This window comes from Streptomyces sp. NPDC056222 (genome assembly GCF_042264065.1).
Lineage (GTDB): Bacteria > Actinomycetota > Actinomycetes > Streptomycetales > Streptomycetaceae > Streptomyces.
Genome location: NZ_JBHJTL010000057.1, coordinates 15,957 through 38,391, shown reverse-complemented (window position 1 = coordinate 38,391; position 22,435 = coordinate 15,957). Strand labels below are relative to the sequence as shown.

Sequence of the window (22,435 nt, the reverse complement as noted above, 5' to 3'; positions counted from 1 at the left end):
ACGTCCATCGCATCATGTGCGGCGCGCGGATCCCACAGGGGTCCGTCCGCTGGGACGCCCCGTCCGGGCCCAGGGGCGTCCGGCGGATCGGGGCCGGACACCCCCCAGCGGGCCGTGCGGGGCGGCGGCAGCTCGCCCGGGCCGGGGTCCCGCTCGTCGTCGTCACCCTCGGCGGGGCCGGCGCCCTCGTCTCGTACGACGGCGTCCGCAGCCGGCACCCGGCTCCGCTGACCGGCACCGTCGGCTCCGTCGGCGCCGGCGACGCCTTCACGGCCGGCCTGCTCCACCGCCTCCACGAGACCGGCGCGCTCGGCGGCCGCCTCGACCCTCGACCGGAAGACCCTGGACGAGGCCGTCGCCTTCGGCGCGACGGTCGCGGCGGCCACCTGCGCCGTACGCGGGGCGCATCCGCCCTGGGCGGAGGATCTCGCCACGGCGGTCTGACGCCGGCCACCTCGGAGCGGGAGCCCTTACAACCGCGCCGTCACTGCCCCGTGCGGGAGGTCCGGACCGCCGGGGCCGTCGAGTGGGGGAGGAGGTCCGCCGGGTGGGCCGGGGGGACGATCTCGACCTCCACCTCCTCACTGAAGCGGTACGGGCGGTGGGCGAGCACGCTCGCCAGGTTGCGGCGGACCCGCGACATCTCCGCCCGTACCGTCACCGTCCTCGTCCGGTCGCCGAACACGTCCTCGGCCAGCTCCGCCGCCGTCCGCCCGTCGCGGTGCAGGGCCAGGACGTACAGCAGCTCGGCATGGCGCGGGCTCAGCTCCTGCGTCCAGCTGCCCGCCGCCCCCGACACCGCCACCGTCCAGCGGCGCGGCCGGCTCAGATCGAGGACCACCCGGCTCGGCGCCGGCGCGTCCGGTGCCGCCGCCCGGGTCTCCTCCTCGATCCGCAGCAACCAGCCGCCCGGCAGGGGCTCCACCGAGCACATCCCCAGCGACGGCAGCCAGGTGCGCCCCGTGCGGAAGGACTTCGGCAGCGCGAGCCGGTCCACCGGCGCCATCCCGGTCACCGCCGCCGTCCAGCCGTGCGTGTCCACCGCGACCGCCCGGCCGCCCACCCGGCAGAGGATCGGCGCGGCCACCGAGCGCAGCCGCTCGATCGACCGCAGATGACGGTCGCGCATCTCCGCCTCGGCGAGCTGCGCCACCGAGCCCACCAGCGCCAGCGTCGCCGGATGGAAGCTGGACGCCGGACCGCTCACATCCACGATCCCCAGCAGTCGCTGGTCGCGCGGATCGTGGACCGGCGCCGCGGCGCAGGTCCAGTTGTGCAGCGTCTGGACGTAGTGCTCGGCCGAGTGGACCTGGACCGCCCGGCGCATCGCCAGCGCCGTCCCCACCGCGTTCGTGCCGGTGGTGTGCTCGGACCAGGCCGCGCCCTCCTCCAGACAGATCCCGTTGGCCTGGCGCAGCACCGAGGAGTTGCCCTCCCGCCACAGCACCCGGCCCTGCTCGTCGGTGACCACCATGATCTGCATGGAGGCGTCCGCGATCCCCGCGAGTCCGGTGCTCAGCGTGCGCATCACCTCGCCGAGCACCGTCGACCGCCGCCGCTCCTCGAGCTCGTCGCGCTGGAGCAGGACACTGCTCGTGGTCTGGTCCGGGTCGAGACCGAGCCGGAACATCCGCTGCCAGGAGGCGTCGATGACCGGGCGGGGTGCGATCGGCGGCCTGCGGCCGGCCAGCGTCTCCTCCCGGACCCGGTGCAGCAGTCGGGTCGCCTGGGTGGCGTCCATGGCGGCCAGTCGCTTCATGTCGAGCCGAGTGTTGTTGAGCTGAGTGTTCTTCATCGGTCTCTCCCAGCCACCCGCAGTGCTGTATCGGTTCTGCCGCGTTCCCGGGTCGTGATGCCCATCGTGCCGCTCGCTGCCGTCCGGCAGAGCGCGTTTCGTGTAATCCTGCAACCCTTTGCAACTCTGGCCGCAACCGCTCTCGTACACGAGGGTGGTGCGAGCGGAGGGTGGTGCCGTGTCGGCGCAGCACCACCCTCGGCTTTTCCGCGCGTGCCGACCTTTTCCGGGTCCACCCCTGGCGCGCGCGGCTCAGCTTTACTCGCGTGCGCCAGGGGCGTGCGCCCCAGGGCTCAGACCTCCACGCGCGCTCTCTCCACCACCGCCCGCAGATCCAGCGTGGTCGGCAGCGTCCCGAACGCCGAGCCCCGGTCGCCGCCCAGCCGTGAGGCACAGAACGCGTCCGCCACCTCCGCCGGCGCCCACCGCACCAGCAGCGAACCCTGCAGGACCAGCGCCATCCGTTCCGCGAGCCGTCGGGCCCGCCCCTCGATCCCGTCCAGATCGGCCAGTTCGGTGAGCATGCCCTTGATCGCCCCGTCGAGCCGATGGTCCGCGCCCCGCGCCTTGCCGACCTCCGTCAGGAACGCGTTCAGCGCCATCGGCTCCCTCTGCAACGCCCGCACCACATCCAGCGCCTGCACATTGCCGGAGCCCTCCCAGATCGAGTTGAGCGGCGACTCGCGCAGCAGCCGCGGCATCCCCGACTCCTCCACATAGCCGTTGCCGCCCAGGCACTCCAGGGCCTCCGCCACCGTCGGCACGCACCGCTTCGTCACCCAGTACTTCGCCGCCGGCACGGCGATCCGCAGGAAAGCGCGCTCTGCCTCCGTATCGGCGTCGTACGCAGCCGCGAGCCGCACTCCGAGCACAGTCGCCGCCTCCGACTCCAGCGCCAGATCGGCCAGCACATTGCGCATCAGCGGCTTGTCGAGGAGCGGACCGCCGAACGCACCGCGGTGCGCGGTGTGGTGCACGGCCTGCGTCAGCGCCTGCCGCATCAGCGCCGCCGAGCCCAGCACACAGTCGAGCCGGGTCGCCGCCACCATTCCGATGATCGTGCGGACCCCGCGCCCCTCGTCCCCGACCCGGCGCGCCCAGGTCGTCCCGTCGAACTCCACCTCGGCGGAGGCGTTCGACCGGTTCCCCAGCTTGTCCTTGAGCCGCTGGATCGCGAACGCGTTGCGCGTACCGTCCTCCAGGACCCGCGGCACCAGAAAGCAGCTCAGCCCTTCCGGAGCCTGGGCGAGGACCAGGAAGCCGTCCGACATCGGCGCCGAGCAGAACCACTTGTGCCCGGTCAGCACGTACTCGCCGGCCCCGGAGAGCGGCCGCGCCTCGGTCGTGTTCGCCCGTACGTCGCTGCCGCCCTGCTTCTCCGTCATCCCCATCCCGAGGAGCGCCCCCGCCTTCCCGCCGGGCGGCCGCAGCCCCTCCTCGTACACGTGCGAGGTCAGCAGCGGCTCCCAGACGGCGGCGAGCGCGGGTTCCGTCCGCAGCGCGGGCACCGCGGCATGGGTCATCGACAGCGGGCAGCCGTGCCCCGCCTCGGTCTGCGTCGCCAGCATGAACCCGGCCGCGCGCCGCACATGACCACCCGGACGGCCCCAGGCATCGGTCAGACCCGCGGCCACCGACCGCCCCAGGAGCCGGTGCCACGAGGGATGGAACTCCACCTCGTCGATCCGGTTCCCGTACCGGTCGTGCGTCCGCAGCAGCGGTGGATTCCCGTTCGCGAGGGCCCCCCACTCCTGCGCCTGCGCCGACCCGACGGACCGGCCCTGGCCCACGAGCTCCTCGCGCGCTTCCGCGAAGACCTCCGGCGCCAGATGACGCTCGACGGCCTCCGCCAGCGGCCGGTCGGACGTGTACGCGTCGTATCCGACCAGGGGCGGAGCCTGGTTGGTCACTGTGTGGGTGGTGGCTGCCATGCCGATACGGTAAGGAGGTGCAGGCAGCAAACGAAACACCCGAGCGGCGGCCCGGGGGCAGACTCCACCGGGCGCGAGTCCTCTACCGCAACGTCTCGAAGCGGAAGATGGTCTGGCTGCTCCTGAAGGACACCGTCAACTCGTGCATCGAGTACCGCATCCTCGGCCTCGCCGCCGAAGCGGCGTTCTTCACCCTCCTGTCCCTTCCCCCGCTGCTGCTCGGTCTGATCGCCCTCCTCGGCTACGCCGACGACTGGACCAACACCGACACCGTCGCGAGCATCCAGGAGAACATCCTCCGCGCCGCCGGAACGGTCCTCTCCGACCGCGGCGTACGCGACATCGCCAAGCCCGTCCTGGACGACGTCACCCAGGGCAAACGCCCCGAACTCATCTCGCTCGGCTTCGCCATCGCCCTCTGGTCCGGCTCGCGCGCCGTGAACGTCTTCATCGACACCATCACCGTGATGTACGGACTCGACGGGCACCGCGGCATCGTCAAGACCCGGCTGCTCGCCTTCCTGCTGTACATCGTGGCGCTGCTCATCGGCGCGGTCGTCCTGCCGCTCGCCGTCGTCGGCCCGGACCGGGTGGTGGAGCTGATCCCGTGGGGCACGGAGGTCGTCGCCGTCCTCTACTGGCCCGTCGTCATCCTGCTCTCCATCGCCTTCCTGACGACGCTGTACCACGTGTCCGTCCCGGTCCGCTCCCCATGGATCGAGGACATCCCGGGCGCGCTGGTGGCGCTCGGGATGTGGGTGCTCGGCAGCTTCCTTCTGCGGATCTACCTGACCAGCCAGGTCGAGGGACCCACGATCTACGGCTCGCTCGCCGCGCCCATCGCGGTGCTGCTCTGGATCGGCATCTCGGCCTTCGCCGTGCTCGTCGGCGCGGCGGTGAACGCCGCGATCGACCGTGTCTGGCCCTCCGTCGCCACCGCCGCGGCCCGCGAGGCCAGCGACCGCGCCCGCGCCGCCCAGGCCGCCGACCTCGTCGCCCGGCTGCGCGCGGAGGCGGACGACGTGGACGAGGACGACCCGGACATGCCGTCGGAGTTCCCCGAGCGCTGGTCCCGGTTCCTGCCGCCGGACGACGTCAAGTCGCGCCTGCACTCGGGCTGGGAGAAGGACTAGGGCAGCGAGAAGGAGTGGGGCCGGGACTCAGGTGGCGGTCCTGAGGACCGTGGCGAAGGGGATGACGACGGTTCCGGTCCGGATCGTCTCGACTCCGTACTTCACCTCGGGATCGAGGTTCACGCCGGACACCTTGCCGTGGGCGTTGAGCGGCGAGACGGCCGCGTACATCTTCGAATCCTCGCCCAGGAGCCGGATCGCGACGACATAGCGCTGCCTCCGGGTCACGTTGATGATGTTGTTGTTGTGGGTCAGCTCGCCCATGTAGAAGACGTAGTCCCCGCACGCCGCCGGACACTCGACCATGTTCGTCGCCCCCTTCACCCAGGAGTACCGGGGCCGTACGAACGCATCGTCGACCCTTCCCCGGTCCCTCCTCAGCACGGTGATGTCCCCGTCGACCTCCAGGCTCTCGTAGTCGGCCCCTTTGGGTACCTGGACCACCACGTTCTCGACCTGTCCCGTCCCCGGGTCGAACCAGTCCCCGGGGACGACGATCAGCCCCGTGTCGAGCACACGCCAGGTCGGCAACCCGGCGTAGAGCTCGCTGTCCTGGCCCCCCGCCACGTCCTCCTTCGTCCCTGCCAGCTCCTTCGCGCCACCGGTGAAGTCCGACGTTCTGCCCTTCACCCAGAACACGCTGGCGATGACGTTGACGGGAACCCTTCCCGTGTTCTGCAGGGAGAAGGTCACCGGGACATGGATCACCGGCTCCCTCGGGTCCAGCTCCGGCTTGCCGAACCTGGCGCTGAGCGTCACCTGGACGTGTGCCGCGTACGGCTGGTACGCCGCCGAGTAGGCGAAGTTCGCGGCGGCGAGCAGGGCGGTCGCGAGCACGCCCGCGGCGACCTTCCTGGGGTGCGGGATGCCCTGCCAGGCCTTCTCCCGGATGACGGTCCAGGTCGCCCAGACCGCCCAGAGCGACAGCGGCATGTAGGTGAAGACCCAGGGCGTGAACTCCATCTCCTCGAACCACAGGGTCAGAAGCATGGTGTGGACCTGCAGCGCGATGAGGACGCCCACCAGGACCAGCAGCCCTGAGTACCGCAGGTTCCGCTTGCCCCAGTAGTCCCGCACCCCGAGGGCGGCCGCCAGCTGGAGCAGGCCCGCGAGGAAGAAGAGGAAGCCGGTCACCCGCGACGCGAACGTCAGCGCCCCGAAGGCGTCCTCGCTGCCGACGATGATGAGGACGGTCCCCGACATGACCAGGCCCGCCGCCATGACCGCGGCGGTCACCAGTCTCTTGCGCCTCCGGTCGGGCCAGGTGTCGCTACCGGCTTCCCGCCAGCAGATCAGCGCGCGGTCGTCGAGATCCATGTCCGCCGGGAAGCCCTCGCGGACGAGGATCTCCCTCAGCTCGCGCGCCGACCAGGCCGCGCCGACCACCTGATCACCCAGGCGGACCGGTCGTAGGCCACGCTTGTCCGGTGGTGCCACGACCACTCTGGGCAGGTGCATGACTCCAGGTTCGTCCCCGGCCCGCCGGAGCGCCCGCCCTGGTACGCCGACCGGGCGCGACCTCCCACTCCTGGGGCGCGTCCGGCGGACTACCCTCGGCAGCGTGTACGAGGAACGTCCCGCGCGCCTGGACGGCGCCGTCCTCTGGACCCTCACCACCCAGGTGGGGGCACCACCCGTGCCCGTCCTGCCCGACGGCTGCATGGATGTGATCTGGTGCGACGGCCGGCTCCTCGTCGCGGGACCCGACACCGTCGCACACGTCCCCGAGACCGGGGCGAGCCGCTACGCCGGGATCCGCTTCGCACCCGGAGACGCGCCCGCGCTGCTCGGCGTACCGGCGAGCGAACTGCGCGACCGGCGGGTCGAGCTCGGGGCGCTGTGGGGCGGGGCGCGTGCGCGACGGCTCGGCGAGCGGGTGGCGGACGCCCCCGAACCCGCGGCGGTCCTCGAGGCCCTCGCGCTGCGCCGGGCCGCCGGGGCCCCGGCCTCCGACCCGCTGCTCCGGGCGGTCGTACGGCGGCTCCAGGCGGGCCGGCCGGTCGCCGAGACGGCCGAGGCCGTAGGGCTCGGCGCCCGGCAGCTGCACCGGCGGTCGCTGGACGCGTTCGGCTACGGGCCCAAGACCCTGGCGCGGATCCTCCGCCTCCAGCGTGCGCTCGCCCTGGTCAGGGCGGGATTGCCGTACGCCGAGGCGGCGCTCCGGGCCGGCTGCGTCGACCAGGCCCATCTGGCGCGCGAGACGCGGGCCATGGCGGGCACCACCCTGTCCGCCTACGCCTCGGACTGGGCGAAGAGGGACACCCCGCAGCCGTCCGGGTCGAGCACGACGGCATAGCGCTGCCCCCATACGGCGTCCCACGGCTTGAGGTGCCCGCGGTACCCGGCCGAGACCAGCGACTCGTAGGTGGCGTCCACGTCCTGCGGCGTGGCGCAGCGGAACGCGAGGCCGATCCGGTCGCCGCCCCGGGGACGGGACCAGCCGGGATCGAAGGAGGCGATGACCTCCTCCGTGTCCCACGCGATCCGCATCCCACCGGGCAGGTCGGCCTCCACATGGGGCGCGGTGTCGGACTCGGCCGGGATCTCCAGGCCGAGCCGGCGGTAGAAGGCGAGCGAGGCGGCCATGTCGGAGACGACGAGGCCGATGACGTCGAGACGTGGTGTGTTCATGGGGGCACCGTAGGCAGGTGCCGGAGCGTGGGTCTTGTACGAATCGGACGTGGGCGCGGCGAAGGACCCGGCCGGGGCGCCGCGCACCGCGGTCCGGCTCGCGCTTCCCGGCCTCGTGCGGTGGCCCGGCTCGCGCTTCCCGGCCTCGTGAGGTGGCCCGGCCGGACGTACGCTGGAACAGGACCGTGCCCGACGGAGGTGCCGTCATGACCGCATCGGCCATTCCTCGTGGGCCCGGTGCGACCGCCTGGGCGCCCGAGACGGTGACCACCGACCCGTACAACGCCCAGACGCCGAGGGCCGCGCTGGCCGAGCGCGTCACCCCCGCGGACGCGCTGTTCGTCCGGGACCACTTCGGGGTGCCGCGGACGGCGGTCGCCGACTGGGGACTGCGGATCGGCGGGGCGGTGACCGCACCGGCCACCCTCGGCTACGAGGAGCTGCTCGCCCTTGGGCGCCTCGGACGCCGGGAGTTCGACGTCGTCCTGGAGTGCGCGGGCAACGGCCGCGCTCTGATGACCCCGCGCCCGCCGGGACTGCCCTGGGACCAACGGGCGGTCGGCTGCGCACGGTTCGCGGGCGTTCCGTTCCACCTCGTCGCCGAACGCGCCGGTGTCGCTCCGGAGGCGGTCGAGTTCGTCTTCGCCGGGGCCGACGTCGGCACCGTGCACGGTCACCGGGCCGCGTTCGAACGCAGCCTCCCGCTCGCCGAGGCTCTCCACCCGGACACGCTCCTCGCCACCCATATGAACGGTGAGCCGCTCCCGCCCGAGCACGGCGCCCCGGTCCGTCTCGTGGTCCCCGGCCGGTACGCGGTCGCCGACGTGAAGTGGCTGGTCGAGGCGAGGGCCGTCACGGAACCCTTCACCGGGGTCTTCCAGGCGGAGGAGTACGTGTACGTCGCGTCGCGGGGCATTCCCGAAGGCCCCGTCGCGGCCATCCGGGTCAAGTCGTTCATCAGCGCGCCCGAGCCGGACGACGATCTCCGGCGCGGCACACAGACCGTCGTACGCGGTCGGGCGTGGTCCGGTGCCGGACTGGCCGTGGGAAGGGTCGAGGTCCGGGCCGAACACGAGGACGAGGACCGTCCGGGAGAGGAGCCCGTAGGGGAAGCGGACTGGCACGACGCCGAGCTGGAGCCGCCGACCGGGCCGTACGCCTGGACGGGCTGGTCGTACCGGTGGACTCCCAGGAGGCCCGGCCGGTATCGGTTGCTGGCCCGGGCGACCGACGCGCACGGCGACACCCAGCCGCCGCGGGCGCCGTGGAACGCCCAGGGCTACGGCTGCAACCCGGTGGCGGCGGTCGACGTGGTCGTCGTCTGAGGCGACCGGCGACCGCCAACGGGCGACCGGCGCGGCGGGTCTCCGCCGCTCGGAGAACGCGGAGGGAAGGACAAGGGGAGCAGGTGACGGCATGAACGCCAACGCGATGGAGATCCGGCCCGTGACCACGGCCTCGCTCGGCGACACCAGCTATCTCCTCGTCAGCGGCGACGAGGCCGCGCTGGTCGACCCCCAGCGCGACAGCTGGGGTCTGATCGAGTCCTGTACCTCCAAGGGGGTGCGCATCCGGTACGTCCTGGAGACCCATGTGCACAACGACTACGTCTCCGGCGCCCTGGAGGTCCGCGCCGCGACCGGCGCCACCGTCGCCGTGCCGGCCCGCGCGCCCTACGCCTTCGACCACCTGCCGCTCGCCGACGAGGACGAGATCGCCGTGGGGGACATCGTCGTACGGGCGATGGAGACACCCGGGCACACCGCCGAGCACACCGCCTATCTCGTCTGCGAGAACGGCGGTGACGCACCGACCGCCGTCTTCACCGGCGGCAGCCTGCTCGTCGGCAGCGCGGGCCGTACCGACCTGTCCGGTCCCGACCGCGCGAACGAACTCACCCGGGCGCAGTACCGCTCCCTGCGGCGGCTCTCGCTGCTCCCCGACGCCACCCGGGTGCTGCCGACCCACGGGGCGGGCAGCTCGTGCGCGGCGGGTCCGGTCTCCGGCGAGCGGACCACCACCATGGGCCGCGAACGGCGCACCAACCCCACGCTCGGCACCCGCGACGAGGAGGAGTTCGTACGGGAACGGCTCTCGGGCCTGCCGCCGTACCCCCCGTACTACCGCTACATGGCGCCGATCAACCGCTCGGGCCCCGAGGTGCTCGGCGGACGCCCGGCCGTGCGGCCGCTCTCGGTGAACGAGGTCGAGGGGCTGATCGGAGGCGGTGCACAGCTCGTCGACGGGCGGGACCGCCGGACCTTCGCCGAGGGCCATGTGCCGGGCTCCCTCTGCGACGAGCTGGACGAGCGCTTCGCGAGCCTCGTCGGCGAGGTCGTGCCGTTCGGCACGCGGCTCGTCCTTCTCACCCCGGAGCCCGCCGACGAGCCCGCCGAGGAGGCCATGCTCCAGCTGCTGCGGATCGGCTACGAGAACGTCGCCGGCCGGCTCGTCGGTGGTGTCGACGCCTGGCGCGAGGCGGGCCGACCCGTGGCCTCCTTCCGTACCGCGGACGCGTCCGAGCTGGCCGGCTCCCTCGCGGACCGGTGGGTGCTCGACGTCCGGCCGGAGCGCCCGGAGGGCGGCATCCCCGGCACGTACGCCGTCCCGCTCGCCGAACTGCCCCGGCGGCTGGGCGAGATACCTCGGGACCGCGAGGTCTGGACGGTCTGCGGGAGCGGCCGCCGGGCGACGATCGCGGCCGGCCTGCTCGACCGGGCGGGCGTCCCCGTCACGGCGGTGGTACGAGGAGGTGTCGGGGATCTGACGACGCACGGATGAGGCGCACGAAGCGCACGAGGCGTACGGGAGAACGGAGAAGACGATGGGCACGAATGGCTACGCGCATCCGGAGACCCTGGTCGACACCGAGTGGCTGGCCGCCCACCTCGACGACCCGACCGTTCGCGTCATCGACGTGGACGAGGACACGACCGCCTTCGAACACGCCCACATTCCGGGGGCCGTGGGCTGGAACTGGACCACCGACCTGCACACCGCGGTGGGCCGCGACTACCTGGACCGGGAGGCTCTCGGCGACCTTCTGGCCGCCGCGGGCGTCGCCGACGACACCACGGTGATCCTGTACGGGGGGAACGACAACTGGTTCGCGGCGTACGCCTACTGGATCCTCCGGCTGCGCGGCTTCAACAAGGCGAAGCTGCTCGACGGCGGACGGAAGAAGTGGGAACTGGAGAGCCGGGGCATGACCCGGATGGTCACGGAACACCGGCGCACCGACTACACCGTGACCGGCCAGGAGAATCCCCAGTTCCGCGCGATGCGGAGTGAGGTCCTCGACAACGTCGGGTCCGCGGCCCGCATGGTCGACGTACGGTCCCCCGAGGAGTACCGCGGAGAGAGGCTGGCGCCGCCGCACCTGCCCCAGGAACAGGCCCAGGTCCCCGGCCACATTCCCGGGGCGTCCAACGTCCCCTGGTCACAGGCGGCCAACGAGGACGGGACGTTCAAGTCCGCGGACGAGCTGAAGGAGTTGTACGCGGGTAAGGGCATCACCCCCGAGCGGGAGATCATCGCCTACTGCCGCATCGGCGAACGCTCCTCGCACACCTGGTTCGCGCTCCACGAACTCCTCGGCTACCCGGACGTCAAGAACTACGACGGCTCCTGGACGGAGTACGGCTCCCTGGTGAGGGCACCCGTCGAACTGGGATGAGACCGACAGCTCCCGAACGCCGCCCGTCACTTGCCGCAGGGCGGGTCGTAGGGCAGGGCCGGGGACACGTACTCCTTCCACACGTCGGGTTTCATCGCCGAGCGCGTCGACGCGCACAGGATCGCTCGGGCGCGGGCCGGATCGGTCTGCCAGAGGCGTACGGTGCCGTCCTGGCCGGCGGTCACCAGGACGTCGCCACGCGGGGTGTACCGCAGGGCGCTGACCGCGGCGTTGTGCCCGGTGACGGGGAGACCGTAGGCGGTGGAGTGAGCGGGATCCGCGGTGTTCCAGAGCCGGACCTGGCCGATGGAGTTGCCGCTCGCGAGCATGGTGCCGTCCGGGGCGAAGCCGACGCTCCACACGATGCCTCCGGCGAGCGGCGGCTTGCCGACGGCTTTGGGGGAGGCCGGCCGGGACACGTCGAAGAGCCTGACACGGCTGTCCGCACCACCCGTCGCCACCAGCGGGGCGCGTGGATGGGCGTCGAGGGAGATGACGGCTTTGGCGTCGAACTGACCACCGTCGCGTACGGGAGCGGCCCCCTTGGCCGTTCGCCAGGCCCGGACATCGCCCACGGCCTGCGCCGAGTAGAGGTGGCCCGAACCGCTTCCGACGGCCAGGGCCTTGGTCGCCAGCTCATCCTCGTCGAGCTCGCCGCCGAGCGGGGTAGGACGCGTCGGATCGGCCACGTTCCAGGCGCGGAGGCCACCGTCGTAGCCGCCGTCGAGGTCCATCGACGCCGCCACCAGCGTGCTTCCGTCGGCGCCGACGGCCAGCGCGGAGACGGGTTCCGACTGTCCCGGCAGCGAGTTGCCGATGGCCAGCGGCCGAGTGGGCGCCGACACGTCCCACAGCCGGACGTCGCCGCGCTGGCCGCCGGTGGCCAGCACGTTCTTCCCTGACGTGCCGCTTCCGCGCGGCAGGAAGGCCAGGGAGGACACGGTGCCGTAGGAGCCCGTGAACCCACCGACGTACTTCAGGTACGTCGGGTCGGAGAGGTCGAACAGCGTGACCTGAGGGCCCGAAGCGACCGCGAGCAGCTGTCCGTCGCCGGTCAGCGCCAGCGCTTCGGCCGCCTTTCCGCCCCCCAGGACGGACAGGCCCGAGGGCACACGCCACAGATGAACCTTGCCGTCCCCGCCGCCGCTCACCAACGTGAGTCCTGTCCGCGCGAAGGCGAGAGTGCTCACAAGTGTGTTGTGTCCGCGCAGCGTCGGGATGATCGTCCGAGCGTGTTCGGGGGCCGCCACGTTCCAGACGTTGATGTTCCCCGCGTCGTCCCCGGTGGCGAGCAGGTGGCCACCCGAGCTGAAAGCGAGCGCGTTGGCCGACGTCCCCAGGAACAAGGTGTTGCTCAACTTCGGCCGACGTGGGTCGGACACGTCCCAGAGCCGTACCCTTCCGTACTTGTCGCCAGTGGCCAGAACCGGAGCGACGGGGCTGAAGGCCGCCTTGTTGACGATGCCGCGATGCTCGCCCAGCTCGCCGCCGAGCGCCTTGGGCCGGGCCGGGTCCGACACGTCCCACAGCCGCGCGAGCAGGCTGCGGTCGCCGTCGGGTCCCCCCGTGCCCCCGGTGACGGCGAGGGTGCGGCCGTCATGGCTGAAGGCCACGGACATGATGAGCTGCCATTCGACCGAGACCACCCTGCTCACCGTTCGTGGCCGCCGAGGATCGCTCACGTCGATCAGGTACACGGTCCCGCTCGTCTCACTGCCGGAGTTGTCCGTGACGGCGACGGCCAGCGTCCGGCTGTCGGGGCTGAACTGCAGGCTCATCACCATGCCCCGCTGGGTCGACGACCACGGTGCGTTCAGCGCCACAGGCCGCTTCGGATCGGAGACGTCAATAAGCCGTACCTTGCCGTCCACGTCGCCCCGGGCGAGCAGGTCACCCTTCGCGTTGTACGCGATCGTGGACGCGGTGGCCGTCTCCTTCGCTCCCGGCTCGGTGACCAGAGCCACCGGGCGGGCCGTGTTCCTGGCGTCCCAGAACCGCAGGGAGCCGCCGCCGGTGGCCAGCCGTCCCTCCGGGCCGAACACGACGGACGGAGCCGTGCCGAAGTCGCCCGGCACGGTCGAGGGCAGCACCGCGTTCGCCGCCGTCATCAGCCGCGTGTGCAGCCGGTCCGTCGGCCGCATCCGATGGGCGACGAGGTCGAGCTGCGCGGCCAGCGCTCCGTCGGTCTCCCTCAGGCGGTCCGCCTCGGCGCTGACCCGGTCGAAGATGGCGTTGTCGCGCTGCTCGACGGCGTTACGGCTCTGCTGGAACGCGACCGTCGCCGCCACCATGGCCAGCACCGCCAGCAGGGAGACGGCGGTCACCGCACCACGCTTGAGCCGGCGGCTCCGGCGCTCCTGGCGCTCCGAGGCGGCAAGGAACCGCTTCACCAGCGGCGTGACCAGGGGCGTAAGGTCCTCCGGGCTCGCTCCCGCGGCCCAGGAACGGGCCAGTTCGAGTCTGGTTCCCCCGAGCAGCGCCGACATGTCCTTGCGGCCCCCGCGCTCCCAGGCCACGGCCGCCTCCTCCACCTCCTGCCGTACCGCGATGCCGCTCCTGCCCGCCCCGATCCAGTCGCGGTGCAGTCGTGGCCACGCCCACAGCAGGGCCTCGTGCGTGACCTCGACGACGACCGTGCCCTCCCGCCCCACACCCTGGGTGAGCAGGCGGGCGCGGGTGAAGCGCTCCGCGAGATCCGGCACCTCCTTCGGGTCGGCGGCGGCGAGGAGCAGGTCGGCCCGGGTCCGTCGCCGGCGGGTCACCTCGCCGTCCTCGCCGATCCTGACGAGGCCGAGGAACATCAGGCGTGCCGCCAGCCGTGCGGACGGGGTCAGCTTCCCGAACTCCTCCTCGGCGGTGGCCGCCACCGCGCCGTCGATGCCGTCGGTGTCGCGGTAGCTGTCGACGGTCAGGGTGTCGCCCCTGCGCTCCAGCCAGGTGGCCCGCAGCGCATGCGCGAGGAGGGGGAGCCGCCCGGCCTCGTACGCGCCCTCGTCGCGTGGGGAGCTGCCCCGCAGGTCGCGCAGGACGACGTCCACGAGACCGGGCGCCAGCGTCAGACGGGCGCGCTCGGCGGGCATGGTCACCGCCCGACGGACCTCGTCGTCGCTCATCGGTCCGACGATGACCTGACGCTCCACCAGGGCGTCGCGCAGATGAGGGAAAGCGCTGCAGGAACCGTAGAAGTCCGCGCGCAGTCCGTAGACGGCCAGGGCGACGGGTGTCTCGTCGCCGGGCGTACGCTCGGCCGGCGCCGCACCCGTCAGCTCGGCGAGCACGTCGACGAAGCGGCGGCGGACGGACTCGTCCTGGCAGACGGTGAAGAGCTCCTCCAGCTGGTCGACGACGAGCACGACCCGGCGGTCCGGCCAGAGGTCCAGCCGTTCGCGTACGAAGGAGGTGAGCCGGCCGGCCTCCATCTCCTCGGTGACCCGCGCCGGTTCGGCGTCCATGAGCCGGCCGAGGCCCGACGCGAGCGCCGCCAGCGGCTCGGCCGTGGGGGTCAGCAGCAGTTGCGGCCAGTGCCGGGAGCCCGGTAGCCGACCCTGGGCGAGCCCCGGGAGCACCCCGGCACGGAGCAGCGACGACTTGCCCGCGCCGGAGGGTGCGACGACGGCCAGCGGGCTGTGGTCGCTCACGCAAAGCTCAAGGCGGTTCATGACCCTGCTGACGAGGGCTTCCCGGCCGAAGAACCACTCGGCCTCGTCCGTGTCGAACGCGCGCAGTCCGGGGTACGGGCACTCCTCGCCCTCGGAGGGCGAGGAGGTTCTGGACGTGGACTCGCCACGGGAGTGGTAGTGCTCGTGGTGGTGTTCGGTCACGCCGCCGTGGACGACGACCATGTCCCGTGCCGAGCGGTACACGTTGCCCCGCTCGCTGGCCCACGCGTGCAGCTCGTCCGCCAGCAGGGCTTCGCGCTGCTCGTCCATGGACAACCCCCGACCCCGAGAACCATGTTGCCTGTGTGACGCGCATGCTACGGACAGTTCGCAGTCGTGACCATGCCATGACGGAAGGAAGAGGGGGGCGGCCCGGAGCAAGCAGAAGGCCGACCCGGCGCCAAAGGCGCCGAGCCGGCCTTCTCTCTCGAGCTCGTCAGTCCGTGCCGAACTCCATCGCGGCGCGGTCCAGCAACTCGTCGTCCTCGGCGACCTCGCCACGGGAGGCGATGGCCTCGGCGCCGCCCTCCGGCAGCTCCGTCATGGTGCCGATCAGCCCGGCCGCGGCCGCCTGCGCGGCGCCGATGGCGGGGTGGCCGGCGCCGATCAGGCCGAGCCCGGCGTACTGCTCCAGCTTGGCGCGCGAGTCGGCGATGTCGAGGTTGCGCATGGTGAGCTGACCGATCCGGTCCGTCGGACCGAACGCGGAATCCTCGGTGCGCTCCATGGACAGCTTGTCGGGGTGGTAACTGAACGCGGGTCCCATGGTGTTGAGGATCGAGTAGTCCTCACCGCGCCGCAGTCGCAGCGTCACCTCGCCGGTGACGGCCGCGCCGACCCAACGCTGCAGCGACTCCCGGATCATCAGCGCCTGCGGGTCCAGCCAGCGGCCCTCGTACATCAGCCGCCCGAGCCGGCGTCCCTCGGTGTGGTACTGGGCGAGGGTGTCCTCGTTGTGGATCGCGTTGACCAGGCGCTCGTACGCGGCGTGCAGCAGGGCCATGCCGGGCGCCTCGTAGATGCCGCGGCTCTTGGCCTCGATGATCCGGTTCTCGATCTGGTCGGACATGCCCATGCCGTGGCGACCGCCGATGGCGTTCGCCTCCATGACCAGGTCGACGGGGGAGTCGAACTTCTGGCCGTTGATCGTCACCGGGCGGCCCTGGTCGAAGCCGATCGTCACATCCTCGGTGGCGATCTCGACCGACGGGTCCCAGAACCGCACGCCCATGATGGGCTCCACGGTCTCCACACCGGTGTCCAGGTGCTCCAGGGTCTTGGCCTCGTGGGTGGCGCCCCAGATGTTGGCGTCGGTGGAGTACGCCTTCTCCGTGCTGTCGCGGTAGGGCAGGCCGTGGGTGACGAGCCACTCCGACATTTCCTTGCGGCCGCCGAGCTCGGTCACGAAGTCCGCGTCCAGCCAGGGCTTGTAGATCCGCAGGTGCGGGTTGGCGAGCAGGCCGTACCGGTAGAACCGCTCGATGTCGTTGCCCTTGAATGTCGAGCCGTCGCCCCAGATCTGGACGTCGTCCTCGAGCATCGCCCGGACCAGCAGGGTGCCGGTGACGGCGCGGCCGAGCGGGGTGGTGTTGAAGTAGGCGCGCCCGCCCGAGCGGATGTGGAACGCCCCGCAGGTCAGTGCGGCAAGGCCCTCCTCGACCAGCGCCGCGCGGCAGTCGACCAGACGCGCGATCTCGGCGCCGTAGGTCTTCGCACGGCCGGGCACCGAGGCGATGTCGGGCTCGTCGTACTGGCCGATGTCGGCGGTGTAGGTGCACGGGACGGCACCCTTGTCGCGCATCCACGCGACCGCGACGGAGGTGTCGAGACCGCCCGAGAAGGCGATGCCGACGCGCTCGCCGGCGGGAAGGGAGGTGAGGACCTTGGACATAGGAAGAGTATGCAGGATTCCGCATGATCATGCAAGGCCGGGCTCTTCCGGGCCGACGCCGCACCGTCCACGGTGCGGCCCCGGCCGCCCGTTCCGCGACTTCAGGGCGTACGCCCGGGTGATCCTCCCGATTCTCCTGGAAGTGGCGGCAGAAAATGCGTAGCGCTTCCGGGAGAAGCCTCGTTAGGGTGTGATCGTTCTTGCGGGAGCGGCCAGTGGGCCGCCCGTAAACCGCCGTTCTCCGTGATCCAGGAGGTGTGACTGTGGCTGCCGTGTCGATGGGCGCTGCCCTCATCCCGATGTTCGTCCACACCACCTCCGTGGCCGCCGGCTGACCTACCTCTTTCCGCGTCGTACGACGCGTGCCGGGGCCACCCTTGTGAAGGGTCACCCCTTGTCTTTCGCCTCTCTTCAGGCATCCATCTCCACCTCCGCGCACCCGCTCGCCCCGTACGGCTGGGACGACGACTGGGCGGACGCGTTCGCTCCGTACGCCGAGCAGGGACTGCTGCCCGGACGTGTCCTCCGGGTGGACCGCGGCCAGTGCGATGTGGCCACGCCCGTCGGCATCGTGCGTGGCGACACCGAGTTCGTCGTTCCCCACGACCCGCTGAAGGTCGTCTGCACGGGGGACTGGGTCGCCGTCGACGCGGCCGGCGACCCCCAGTACGTACGGACCCTGCTGCCGCGCCGCACGGCGTTCGCACGGTCCACCTCGTCCAAGCGGTCCGAGGGGCAGATCCTCGCCGCCAACGTCGACCACGCGATCATCACCGTCTCGCTCGCGGTCGAACTGGACCTCGGCCGCGTGGAGCGCTTCCTCGCCCTGGCCTGGGAGTCCGGCGCGCAGCCCCTCGTCGTGCTCAGCAAGGCCGACCTCGTCCCCGACCCGGTCGGGCTCTCCTACCTCGTCGAGGACGTGGAGTCCGTGGCGCCGGGGGTGCAGGTGGTGCCGGTCAGCGCACAGACCGGTGAGGGGCTCGACGTGCTCGCCGCGGTCGTGTCCGGCGGGACGAGCGTGCTGCTCGGGGCCTCCGGCGCCGGGAAGTCGACGCTCGCCAACACCCTCCTCGGCCAGGACGTGATGACCGTCCAGGCCGCCCGTGACGTGGACGGCAAGGGCCGGCACACCACGACCACTCGCAACCTGCTCGTGCTGCCCGGGGGAGGCGTCCTCATCGACACGCCGGGTCTGCGTGGTGTCGGGCTCTGGGACGCCGAGTCCGGGGTCGGCCAGGTCTTCTCCGAGATCGAGCGGCTGGCCGAGGACTGCCGTTTCCACGACTGCGCCCACGAAGCGGAACCGGGCTGCGCGGTGACGGCGGCCGTCGACGACGGCTCGCTGTCGGTGCGCCGGCTCGAGAGCTACCGCAAGCTCCTGCGCGAGAACCAGCGCATCGTCGCCAAGACCGACGCCCGGCTCCGGGCCGAGATCCTCAAGGACTGGAAGCGCAAGGGCGCGGAGGGCCGCGCGGCGATGGAGATCAAGCGGGGCGGCCGTGCGCGCGAGTCCCGGAACGGCTGGTAGCGAAGGCCGGTGACCTCGTTTCCGGCGGCCGTCGCCGGCCGTCCGGGGCGGTCGCCCGGCAGAGGAGCCCCGGGGGCAGTGCGGTGTCCGAAAACCGCCAGCCGAGTGTCCGGGGCTCCCGCACACTGGATGTCGTGAGCGACCACGACGCCGGCGAGGACACCCGGTACGAGGCGGTCAGCAGCCGCGACGCCCGGTTCGACGGCGCGTTCTTCTTCGCCGTCGAGACCACCGGGATCTACTGCCGGCCCAGCTGCCCCGCGGTGACGCCCAAGCGGAAGAACGTCACCTTCTTCCCCACCGCGGCCGCCGCCCAGGGCCACGGCTTCCGGGCCTGCCGGCGCTGCCGCCCCGACGCCGTGCCCGGGTCCGCCGAGTGGAACGTCCGCGCCGACGTCGTCGGGCGCGCCATGCGGATGATCGGGGACGGGGTCGTCGACCGGGAGGGCGTGCCGGGGCTCGCCGGGCGCCTCGGATACAGCGCCCGACAGGTTCAGCGGCAACTCACCGCCGAACTCGGCGCGGGCCCCGTCGCGCTCGCCCGCGCCCAGCGCGCCCACACCGCCCGGCTGCTGCTGCAGACCACCGGGCTCCCGGTCACGGACATCGCGTTCGCCTCCGGGTTCGCCAGCGTGCGCCAGTTCAACGACACGATCCGCCGCATCTACGCCCGTACCCCCTCCGAGCTGCGCACCGAGTCCGGCACCGGAGCCGGACCCCGCACCGCCCTGGCCGCCGGGGTGCCGCTGCGGCTCGCCCACCGCGGCCCGTACGCCGCCCGCGAGGTCTTCGACCTGCTCGCCGCCGAGGCCCTGCCCCATGTCGAGGAGGTGCTCGGCACCCCTGGCACCCGCACCTACCGCCGCACGCTCCGTCTCCCGTACGGCACCGGCATCGTCTCCGTCGACGAGCGCTCCGCGGGGCCCTGGCTGGACGCCCGGATCCACCTCACCGACCTGCGGGACCTCACCACCGCCGTCCAGCGGCTGCGCCGCCTCCTCGACCTGGACGCCGACCCCTACGCCGTCGCCGAGCGCCTCGGCGCCGACCCCGAACTCGCCGACAGGGTGGCGGCCCGCCCCGGCGTTCGGTCGCCGGGCGCCGCCGATCCGGAGGAGTTCGCGGTACGGACCCTGGTCGGCCCGGAGGCGGCGGCGCGGCTGGTGACGGCGCACGGCACGCCCCTGGACAGCGCCTGCGGCACCCTCACCCACCTCTTCCCCGAGCCCGCGGCACTCACCACCGACCCGATCGCCGGCCCGCTCGCGAGGGAGCTCGCCACCGGAGCCGTACGCCTCGATCCCGGCGCCGACCGCGACGAGGCGGAACGGGCCCTGCGTGCCGTCCCCGGTGTCACCGCCGCGCAGGCCGCCCTCGTCCGGATGCGTGCCCTGGGCGACCCCGACGTCGCCCCCGAGGGCGCCCCGGACGCCGAGGCCTGGCGGCCCTGGCGGTCGTACGCCCTCAGGTATCTGGAGCTCGTACCCGTACCGGCAGAATGAGCTCATGATCACCCATGAGCACCAGATCGGCATCGACCGGCTGGGACCCGACGACCGTGACGCCTGGGAGCGCCTCTTCCGCGCGTACATCGACTTCTACGGCCGCAGCGAGCCCGACGCCATGTACGAGCGGGCCTGGACCGCCTTCCGGGACGGCACCCGGCTGCACGCCCTCGCCGCCCGGCTCGACGGCCGGATCGTCGGCATCACCCACTTCTTCGTCCACCCCAACACCTCCGGGCCGGACGTCTGCTACCTGCAGGACCTGTTCACCGACCCCGAGGCACGCGGCAAGGGCGTCGCCCGCGCCCTGATCGCCGCCGTGACGGACTGGGCGCGGGAGCGGGGCTGCGACCGGGTCTACTGGAACACCCAGGAGTCGAACGCCACCGCCCGACGGCTCTACGACCAGGTGGCCCGGAACACCGGCTTCATCAGGTACCAGATCGATCTTCCGAAGTAGCCGCGAGGCCCCAGGTGTGGATCCTGCGGGGGTGGATACGGATGACCTCCTCGCTGAAGTGCGGTCCGAGCTCGTGCGGTCCGACCAGGAGCTCGGCCACCCCGCGGATCTCGACCCCGCGCACCCGCCAGGGCCGTACGCTCGCCAGATCGTCGACGACCAGCGCGACCTTGGGGTTCGCCCGGAGATTGCGCCACTTCTTCGAGCGGCCCATCGCGAGCCCGCCCACCAGGACCGTGCCGTCCTCCTGCGGGAAGAAGCCGACCGGGTTGGCCTGCGGCTGGCCGTCGGGGTCGACCGTGGCCATCCGGGCCAGCCGCTGGGTCCGCAGATAGGCCCGCTCGTCCTCGTTGAATCCGTCGAAATCCCTCATGTGGCCAGGGTCGCGCGCCGACCGGGCCCGGCGCATCGGCGATCCGTCCCGGTCCGCTGCCCGTGAGACCTAGGACCTCAGCCCCAGATCACCGCGCCGAACCACGCCCCGGCGATCAGCAGGCAGGAGAACAGCTCCACGAGAATGCTCGTCCCCGCGGCCCGCATCACCGTCCGGGTGGAGGCCCTGGCCTGGCCGTGGCCGCCGAGGCGGAGCCGTTCCGAGAGGTAGATGCCGCCGATGAAACCGGGGATCGCGCCGAGCACGGGAATCAGGAAGAAGCCGAGGAACGAGCCGACCCCGGCGTACGCCACCATCCGCCGGGTGATGCCGACCCCGCGGATCCGGCGCTGCGGCAGCTGCCACACGACCACCTGGGTGAGCAGGAGCAGCGCCGTCGAGGAGACGAGCAGGATCCAGGCGAGCCCGCTCTGCTCGTTGAGGGACCACCAGAGCATGGCGGCCCACACCAGCCACGGCCCGGGCACGCCGGGAGCCAACACCCCGAACAGGCCGAGCAGCATCACCATCGCGACGAGCAACAGCTGCCACACACCCATCTGCCAAGCGTGCAGGACCGATGATCTTCTCGCAGGTCGCGGGGTACGTACGGGGGGCGCGGCGCCGCCTGTCGCGGGTGCCGGCCGGGGCCGGGCGGCCACCCGGCGCAGGGTCGCCACGCACGACCCGCGCAGAGGTCACCCCCGCGCCACCCACCCCTTCTCGTACGCGTGCCAGCCCAGCTGGAGCCTCGTCGTCACGCCCGTCAGCTCCATCAGGCCCTTCACCCGGCGCTGGACCGTGCGCAGGCCCAGGTCGAGCTGCTTGGCCACGCTCGCGTCCGTCATGCCGGCCAGGAGCAGCGAGAGGACCTCCAGGTCCGTCGCGTCCGGGCCCGGCACCTCCGTCTCCGTGACCTGCGCGCCCGCGCCGAGCCGCAGCGGCAGCGCGTCGCGCCAGACCGCCTCGAAGAGGCCCATCAGGGACTCCAGCAGCCCGCTGGCGTGCACCACGAGGGCAGCCGGCTCCGCGCCGCGGCCGGTGAGCGGGACCATCGCCAGGGCGCGGTCCGCGACCACCAGCTTGGTGGGGACCCGGTCCACCACCCGGATCTCCTCGTCGCGCCCGAGCGCCGCCGACAGCTCGATGATCCCCGAGGGCAGGGTCAGGACCTCCCGCTCGACGACCACCCGGTAGCGCACGCCCCGCCCGGCAGCCATCTCCTCCGCGTCGTTGTCCAGGCCGCTGACCGCGATCGGCTTGCCCGTCACCAGCGCGCAGACCTCCTCCGTCGCGCCCAGCTGGAGCTGGAGGAATCGGTGGGTGACGGCGCTCGCGCCGGTCACCACCTCGACGAGGTCGTGGACGGCCGGTTCCGCCGCCTCCGCGCGGTACTCCTCCGCGAGGAGAGCCGCCGCCAGCTCGGCCTGCTCCAGCTCGTGCCGCTGCTGCGTCAGCAGGGCACCGAGCGCGACCCCCGGCGGCGCCGCGACCCACCGCCCGGTCCGCGCAGAGGACTGCGCGGCGAGCCCCTGCGACTCCAGCCGCCGCAGCGCCCGCTCGGTGTCCGTCTCGGGCAGGGCGAGGCGGTGCGCCAGGTCCGTCACCTCGGCCGCGCCCAGCGCGACGAGCGCCCGGTACGCGGACTCCTGCCGCTCGTCGAGCCCTATCGCTCCCAGCATTGCTGCCCACCCCTCGCCGGACGTCCCAGGACGTCCCGGACATTCCCGGGACGTCCACCGGACGCATTCGTTCCGTTGGCCCCCTGGCGGGAATCGGCCACGGCGCATTCCCGCCTCGCACATCATCCCTGCACCACCCTCACCTCTGCCAATGTGGCGCCACCGCAGCAC

General features: G+C 72.4%; 17 protein-coding genes and 1 pseudogene. 9 read left to right on the top strand and 9 right to left on the bottom strand.

Going from position 1 to position 22,435, the window contains the following annotated elements; all coding sequences use genetic code 11:
- Nucleotides 1-14: 14 nt before the first annotated feature.
- Nucleotides 15-239 (top strand): annotated as a pseudogene (locus ACFC0D_RS24635) (hypothetical protein); the annotation flags it as partial.
- A gap of 245 nt (nt 240-484) precedes the next feature.
- Here ACFC0D_RS24635 and ACFC0D_RS24630 read toward each other — a convergent pair.
- Both ACFC0D_RS24630 and ACFC0D_RS24625 read right to left on the bottom strand, forming a co-directional pair.
- Nucleotides 485-1,759 (bottom strand): GAF domain-containing protein, encoded by a 1,275-nt coding sequence (locus ACFC0D_RS24630; RefSeq protein WP_376439810.1) that lies wholly within the window; start codon nt 1,757-1,759, stop codon nt 485-487.
- A 329-nt stretch (nt 1,760-2,088) separates the two neighbouring features.
- Nucleotides 2,089-3,726, bottom strand: a complete 1,638-nt coding sequence (locus ACFC0D_RS24625; RefSeq protein WP_376439773.1) for an acyl-CoA dehydrogenase family protein — start codon at nt 3,724-3,726, stop codon at nt 2,089-2,091.
- Between the two features lie 17 nt (nt 3,727-3,743).
- On the opposite strand from ACFC0D_RS24625, the gene ACFC0D_RS24620 reads away from it, so the two are divergent.
- Nucleotides 3,744-4,859, top strand: a complete 1,116-nt coding sequence (locus tag ACFC0D_RS24620) for a YihY/virulence factor BrkB family protein (RefSeq protein ID WP_376439771.1) — start codon at nt 3,744-3,746, stop codon at nt 4,857-4,859.
- Nucleotides 4,860-4,886: 27 nt separating this feature from the next.
- On the opposite strand, the gene ACFC0D_RS24615 is transcribed toward ACFC0D_RS24620, so the two are convergent.
- On the bottom strand, nt 4,887-6,317 hold the full coding sequence (locus ACFC0D_RS24615) for a hypothetical protein (RefSeq protein ID WP_376439768.1): 1,431 nt from the start codon (nt 6,315-6,317) through the stop codon (nt 4,887-4,889).
- 103 nt (nt 6,318-6,420) lie between these two features.
- On the opposite strand from ACFC0D_RS24615, the gene ACFC0D_RS24610 reads away from it, so the two are divergent.
- A complete protein-coding gene (locus ACFC0D_RS24610; protein ID WP_376439766.1) occupies nt 6,421-7,155 on the top strand; it encodes a helix-turn-helix domain-containing protein in 735 nt (244 codons plus the stop codon).
- On the opposite strand, the gene ACFC0D_RS24605 is transcribed toward ACFC0D_RS24610, so the two are convergent.
- A complete protein-coding gene (locus ACFC0D_RS24605) occupies nt 7,092-7,490 on the bottom strand; it encodes a VOC family protein (RefSeq protein WP_376439763.1) in 399 nt (132 codons plus the stop codon). The genes ACFC0D_RS24610 and ACFC0D_RS24605 overlap by 64 nt on opposite strands.
- 206 nt (nt 7,491-7,696) lie before the next feature.
- On the opposite strand from ACFC0D_RS24605, the gene ACFC0D_RS24600 reads away from it, so the two are divergent.
- The 3 genes from ACFC0D_RS24600 (at nt 7,697) to ACFC0D_RS24590 (ending at nt 11,166) form a co-directional block, all read left to right on the top strand.
- Complete coding sequence (locus tag ACFC0D_RS24600) at nt 7,697-8,815, top strand: molybdopterin-dependent oxidoreductase (RefSeq protein ID WP_376439761.1); 1,119 nt, start codon at nt 7,697-7,699, stop codon at nt 8,813-8,815.
- Between the two features lie 91 nt (nt 8,816-8,906).
- The gene (locus ACFC0D_RS24595; RefSeq protein WP_376439759.1) at nt 8,907-10,271 is read left to right on the top strand and encodes a rhodanese-like domain-containing protein; all 1,365 of its coding nucleotides are present in this window, start codon (nt 8,907-8,909) and stop codon (nt 10,269-10,271) included.
- Between the two features lie 43 nt (nt 10,272-10,314).
- The gene (locus ACFC0D_RS24590) at nt 10,315-11,166 is read left to right on the top strand and encodes a sulfurtransferase (protein WP_376439757.1); all 852 of its coding nucleotides are present in this window, start codon (nt 10,315-10,317) and stop codon (nt 11,164-11,166) included.
- Nucleotides 11,167-11,192: 26 nt separating this feature from the next.
- Here the strand turns inward: ACFC0D_RS24590 and ACFC0D_RS24585 are convergent, their stop codons facing one another.
- Together ACFC0D_RS24585 and argG are read right to left on the bottom strand one after the other, a co-directional pair.
- Entirely contained in the window at nt 11,193-15,095 is a 3,903-nt protein-coding gene (locus ACFC0D_RS24585; RefSeq protein WP_376439754.1) for a hypothetical protein, read from the bottom strand.
- 166 nt (nt 15,096-15,261) lie between these two features.
- Nucleotides 15,262-16,716 carry an argininosuccinate synthase gene (argG, locus tag ACFC0D_RS24580; RefSeq protein ID WP_376439751.1) on the bottom strand — a complete coding sequence of 485 codons (1,455 nt, stop codon included), beginning with the start codon at nt 16,714-16,716 and terminating at the stop codon, nt 15,262-15,264.
- Nucleotides 16,717-17,110: 394 nt separating this feature from the next.
- Between argG and rsgA the strand changes: the two genes are divergently transcribed.
- The 3 genes from rsgA to ACFC0D_RS24565 all read left to right on the top strand — a co-directional run bounded on the left by rsgA (nt 17,111) and on the right by ACFC0D_RS24565 (nt 20,209).
- Complete coding sequence (rsgA, locus tag ACFC0D_RS24575) at nt 17,111-18,244, top strand: ribosome small subunit-dependent GTPase A (protein ID WP_376439748.1); 1,134 nt, start codon at nt 17,111-17,113, stop codon at nt 18,242-18,244.
- A 134-nt stretch (nt 18,245-18,378) separates the two neighbouring features.
- Nucleotides 18,379-19,746: a bifunctional transcriptional activator/DNA repair enzyme AdaA gene (locus ACFC0D_RS24570; protein ID WP_376439746.1), complete on the top strand. Its 1,368-nt coding sequence runs from the start codon at nt 18,379-18,381 to the stop codon at nt 19,744-19,746.
- Nucleotides 19,747-19,750: 4 nt separating this feature from the next.
- On the top strand, nt 19,751-20,209 hold the full coding sequence (locus ACFC0D_RS24565) for a GNAT family N-acetyltransferase (RefSeq protein WP_376439744.1): 459 nt from the start codon (nt 19,751-19,753) through the stop codon (nt 20,207-20,209).
- Here ACFC0D_RS24565 and ACFC0D_RS24560 read toward each other — a convergent pair.
- From ACFC0D_RS24560 to ACFC0D_RS24550, 3 genes are all read right to left on the bottom strand, one after another.
- Nucleotides 20,181-20,582 (bottom strand): PPOX class F420-dependent oxidoreductase, encoded by a 402-nt coding sequence (locus ACFC0D_RS24560; RefSeq protein WP_376439741.1) that lies wholly within the window; start codon nt 20,580-20,582, stop codon nt 20,181-20,183. The two genes, ACFC0D_RS24565 and ACFC0D_RS24560, sit on opposite strands and share 29 nt — an antisense overlap.
- Before the next feature lie 77 nt (nt 20,583-20,659).
- The gene (locus ACFC0D_RS24555) at nt 20,660-21,142 is read right to left on the bottom strand and encodes a DUF456 domain-containing protein (RefSeq protein ID WP_376439740.1); all 483 of its coding nucleotides are present in this window, start codon (nt 21,140-21,142) and stop codon (nt 20,660-20,662) included.
- A gap of 138 nt (nt 21,143-21,280) precedes the next feature.
- Nucleotides 21,281-22,264: a helix-turn-helix domain-containing protein gene (locus ACFC0D_RS24550; RefSeq protein ID WP_376439737.1), complete on the bottom strand. Its 984-nt coding sequence runs from the start codon at nt 22,262-22,264 to the stop codon at nt 21,281-21,283.
- Nucleotides 22,265-22,435: the final 171 nt, after the last annotated feature.

Coding starts and splice junctions, on each gene's coding strand:
- ACFC0D_RS24630 (WP_376439810.1), bottom strand. CDS start 1,759: ATGAAGCGACTGGCCGCCATGGACGCCACCCAGGCGACCCGACTGCTG.
- ACFC0D_RS24625 (WP_376439773.1), bottom strand. CDS start 3,726: ATGGCAGCCACCACCCACACAGTGACCAACCAGGCTCCGCCCCTGGTC.
- ACFC0D_RS24615 (WP_376439768.1), bottom strand. CDS start 6,317: ATGCACCTGCCCAGAGTGGTCGTGGCACCACCGGACAAGCGTGGCCTA.
- ACFC0D_RS24605 (WP_376439763.1), bottom strand. CDS start 7,490: ATGAACACACCACGTCTCGACGTCATCGGCCTCGTCGTCTCCGACATG.
- ACFC0D_RS24600 (WP_376439761.1), top strand. CDS start 7,697: ATGACCGCATCGGCCATTCCTCGTGGGCCCGGTGCGACCGCCTGGGCG.
- ACFC0D_RS24595 (WP_376439759.1), top strand. CDS start 8,907: ATGAACGCCAACGCGATGGAGATCCGGCCCGTGACCACGGCCTCGCTC.
- ACFC0D_RS24590 (WP_376439757.1), top strand. CDS start 10,315: ATGGGCACGAATGGCTACGCGCATCCGGAGACCCTGGTCGACACCGAG.
- ACFC0D_RS24585 (WP_376439754.1), bottom strand. CDS start 15,095: ATGGACGAGCAGCGCGAAGCCCTGCTGGCGGACGAGCTGCACGCGTGG.
- argG (WP_376439751.1), bottom strand. CDS start 16,716: ATGTCCAAGGTCCTCACCTCCCTTCCCGCCGGCGAGCGCGTCGGCATC.
- ACFC0D_RS24565 (WP_376439744.1), top strand. CDS start 19,751: ATGATCACCCATGAGCACCAGATCGGCATCGACCGGCTGGGACCCGAC.
- ACFC0D_RS24560 (WP_376439741.1), bottom strand. CDS start 20,582: ATGAGGGATTTCGACGGATTCAACGAGGACGAGCGGGCCTATCTGCGG.
- ACFC0D_RS24555 (WP_376439740.1), bottom strand. CDS start 21,142: ATGGGTGTGTGGCAGCTGTTGCTCGTCGCGATGGTGATGCTGCTCGGC.
- ACFC0D_RS24550 (WP_376439737.1), bottom strand. CDS start 22,264: ATGCTGGGAGCGATAGGGCTCGACGAGCGGCAGGAGTCCGCGTACCGG.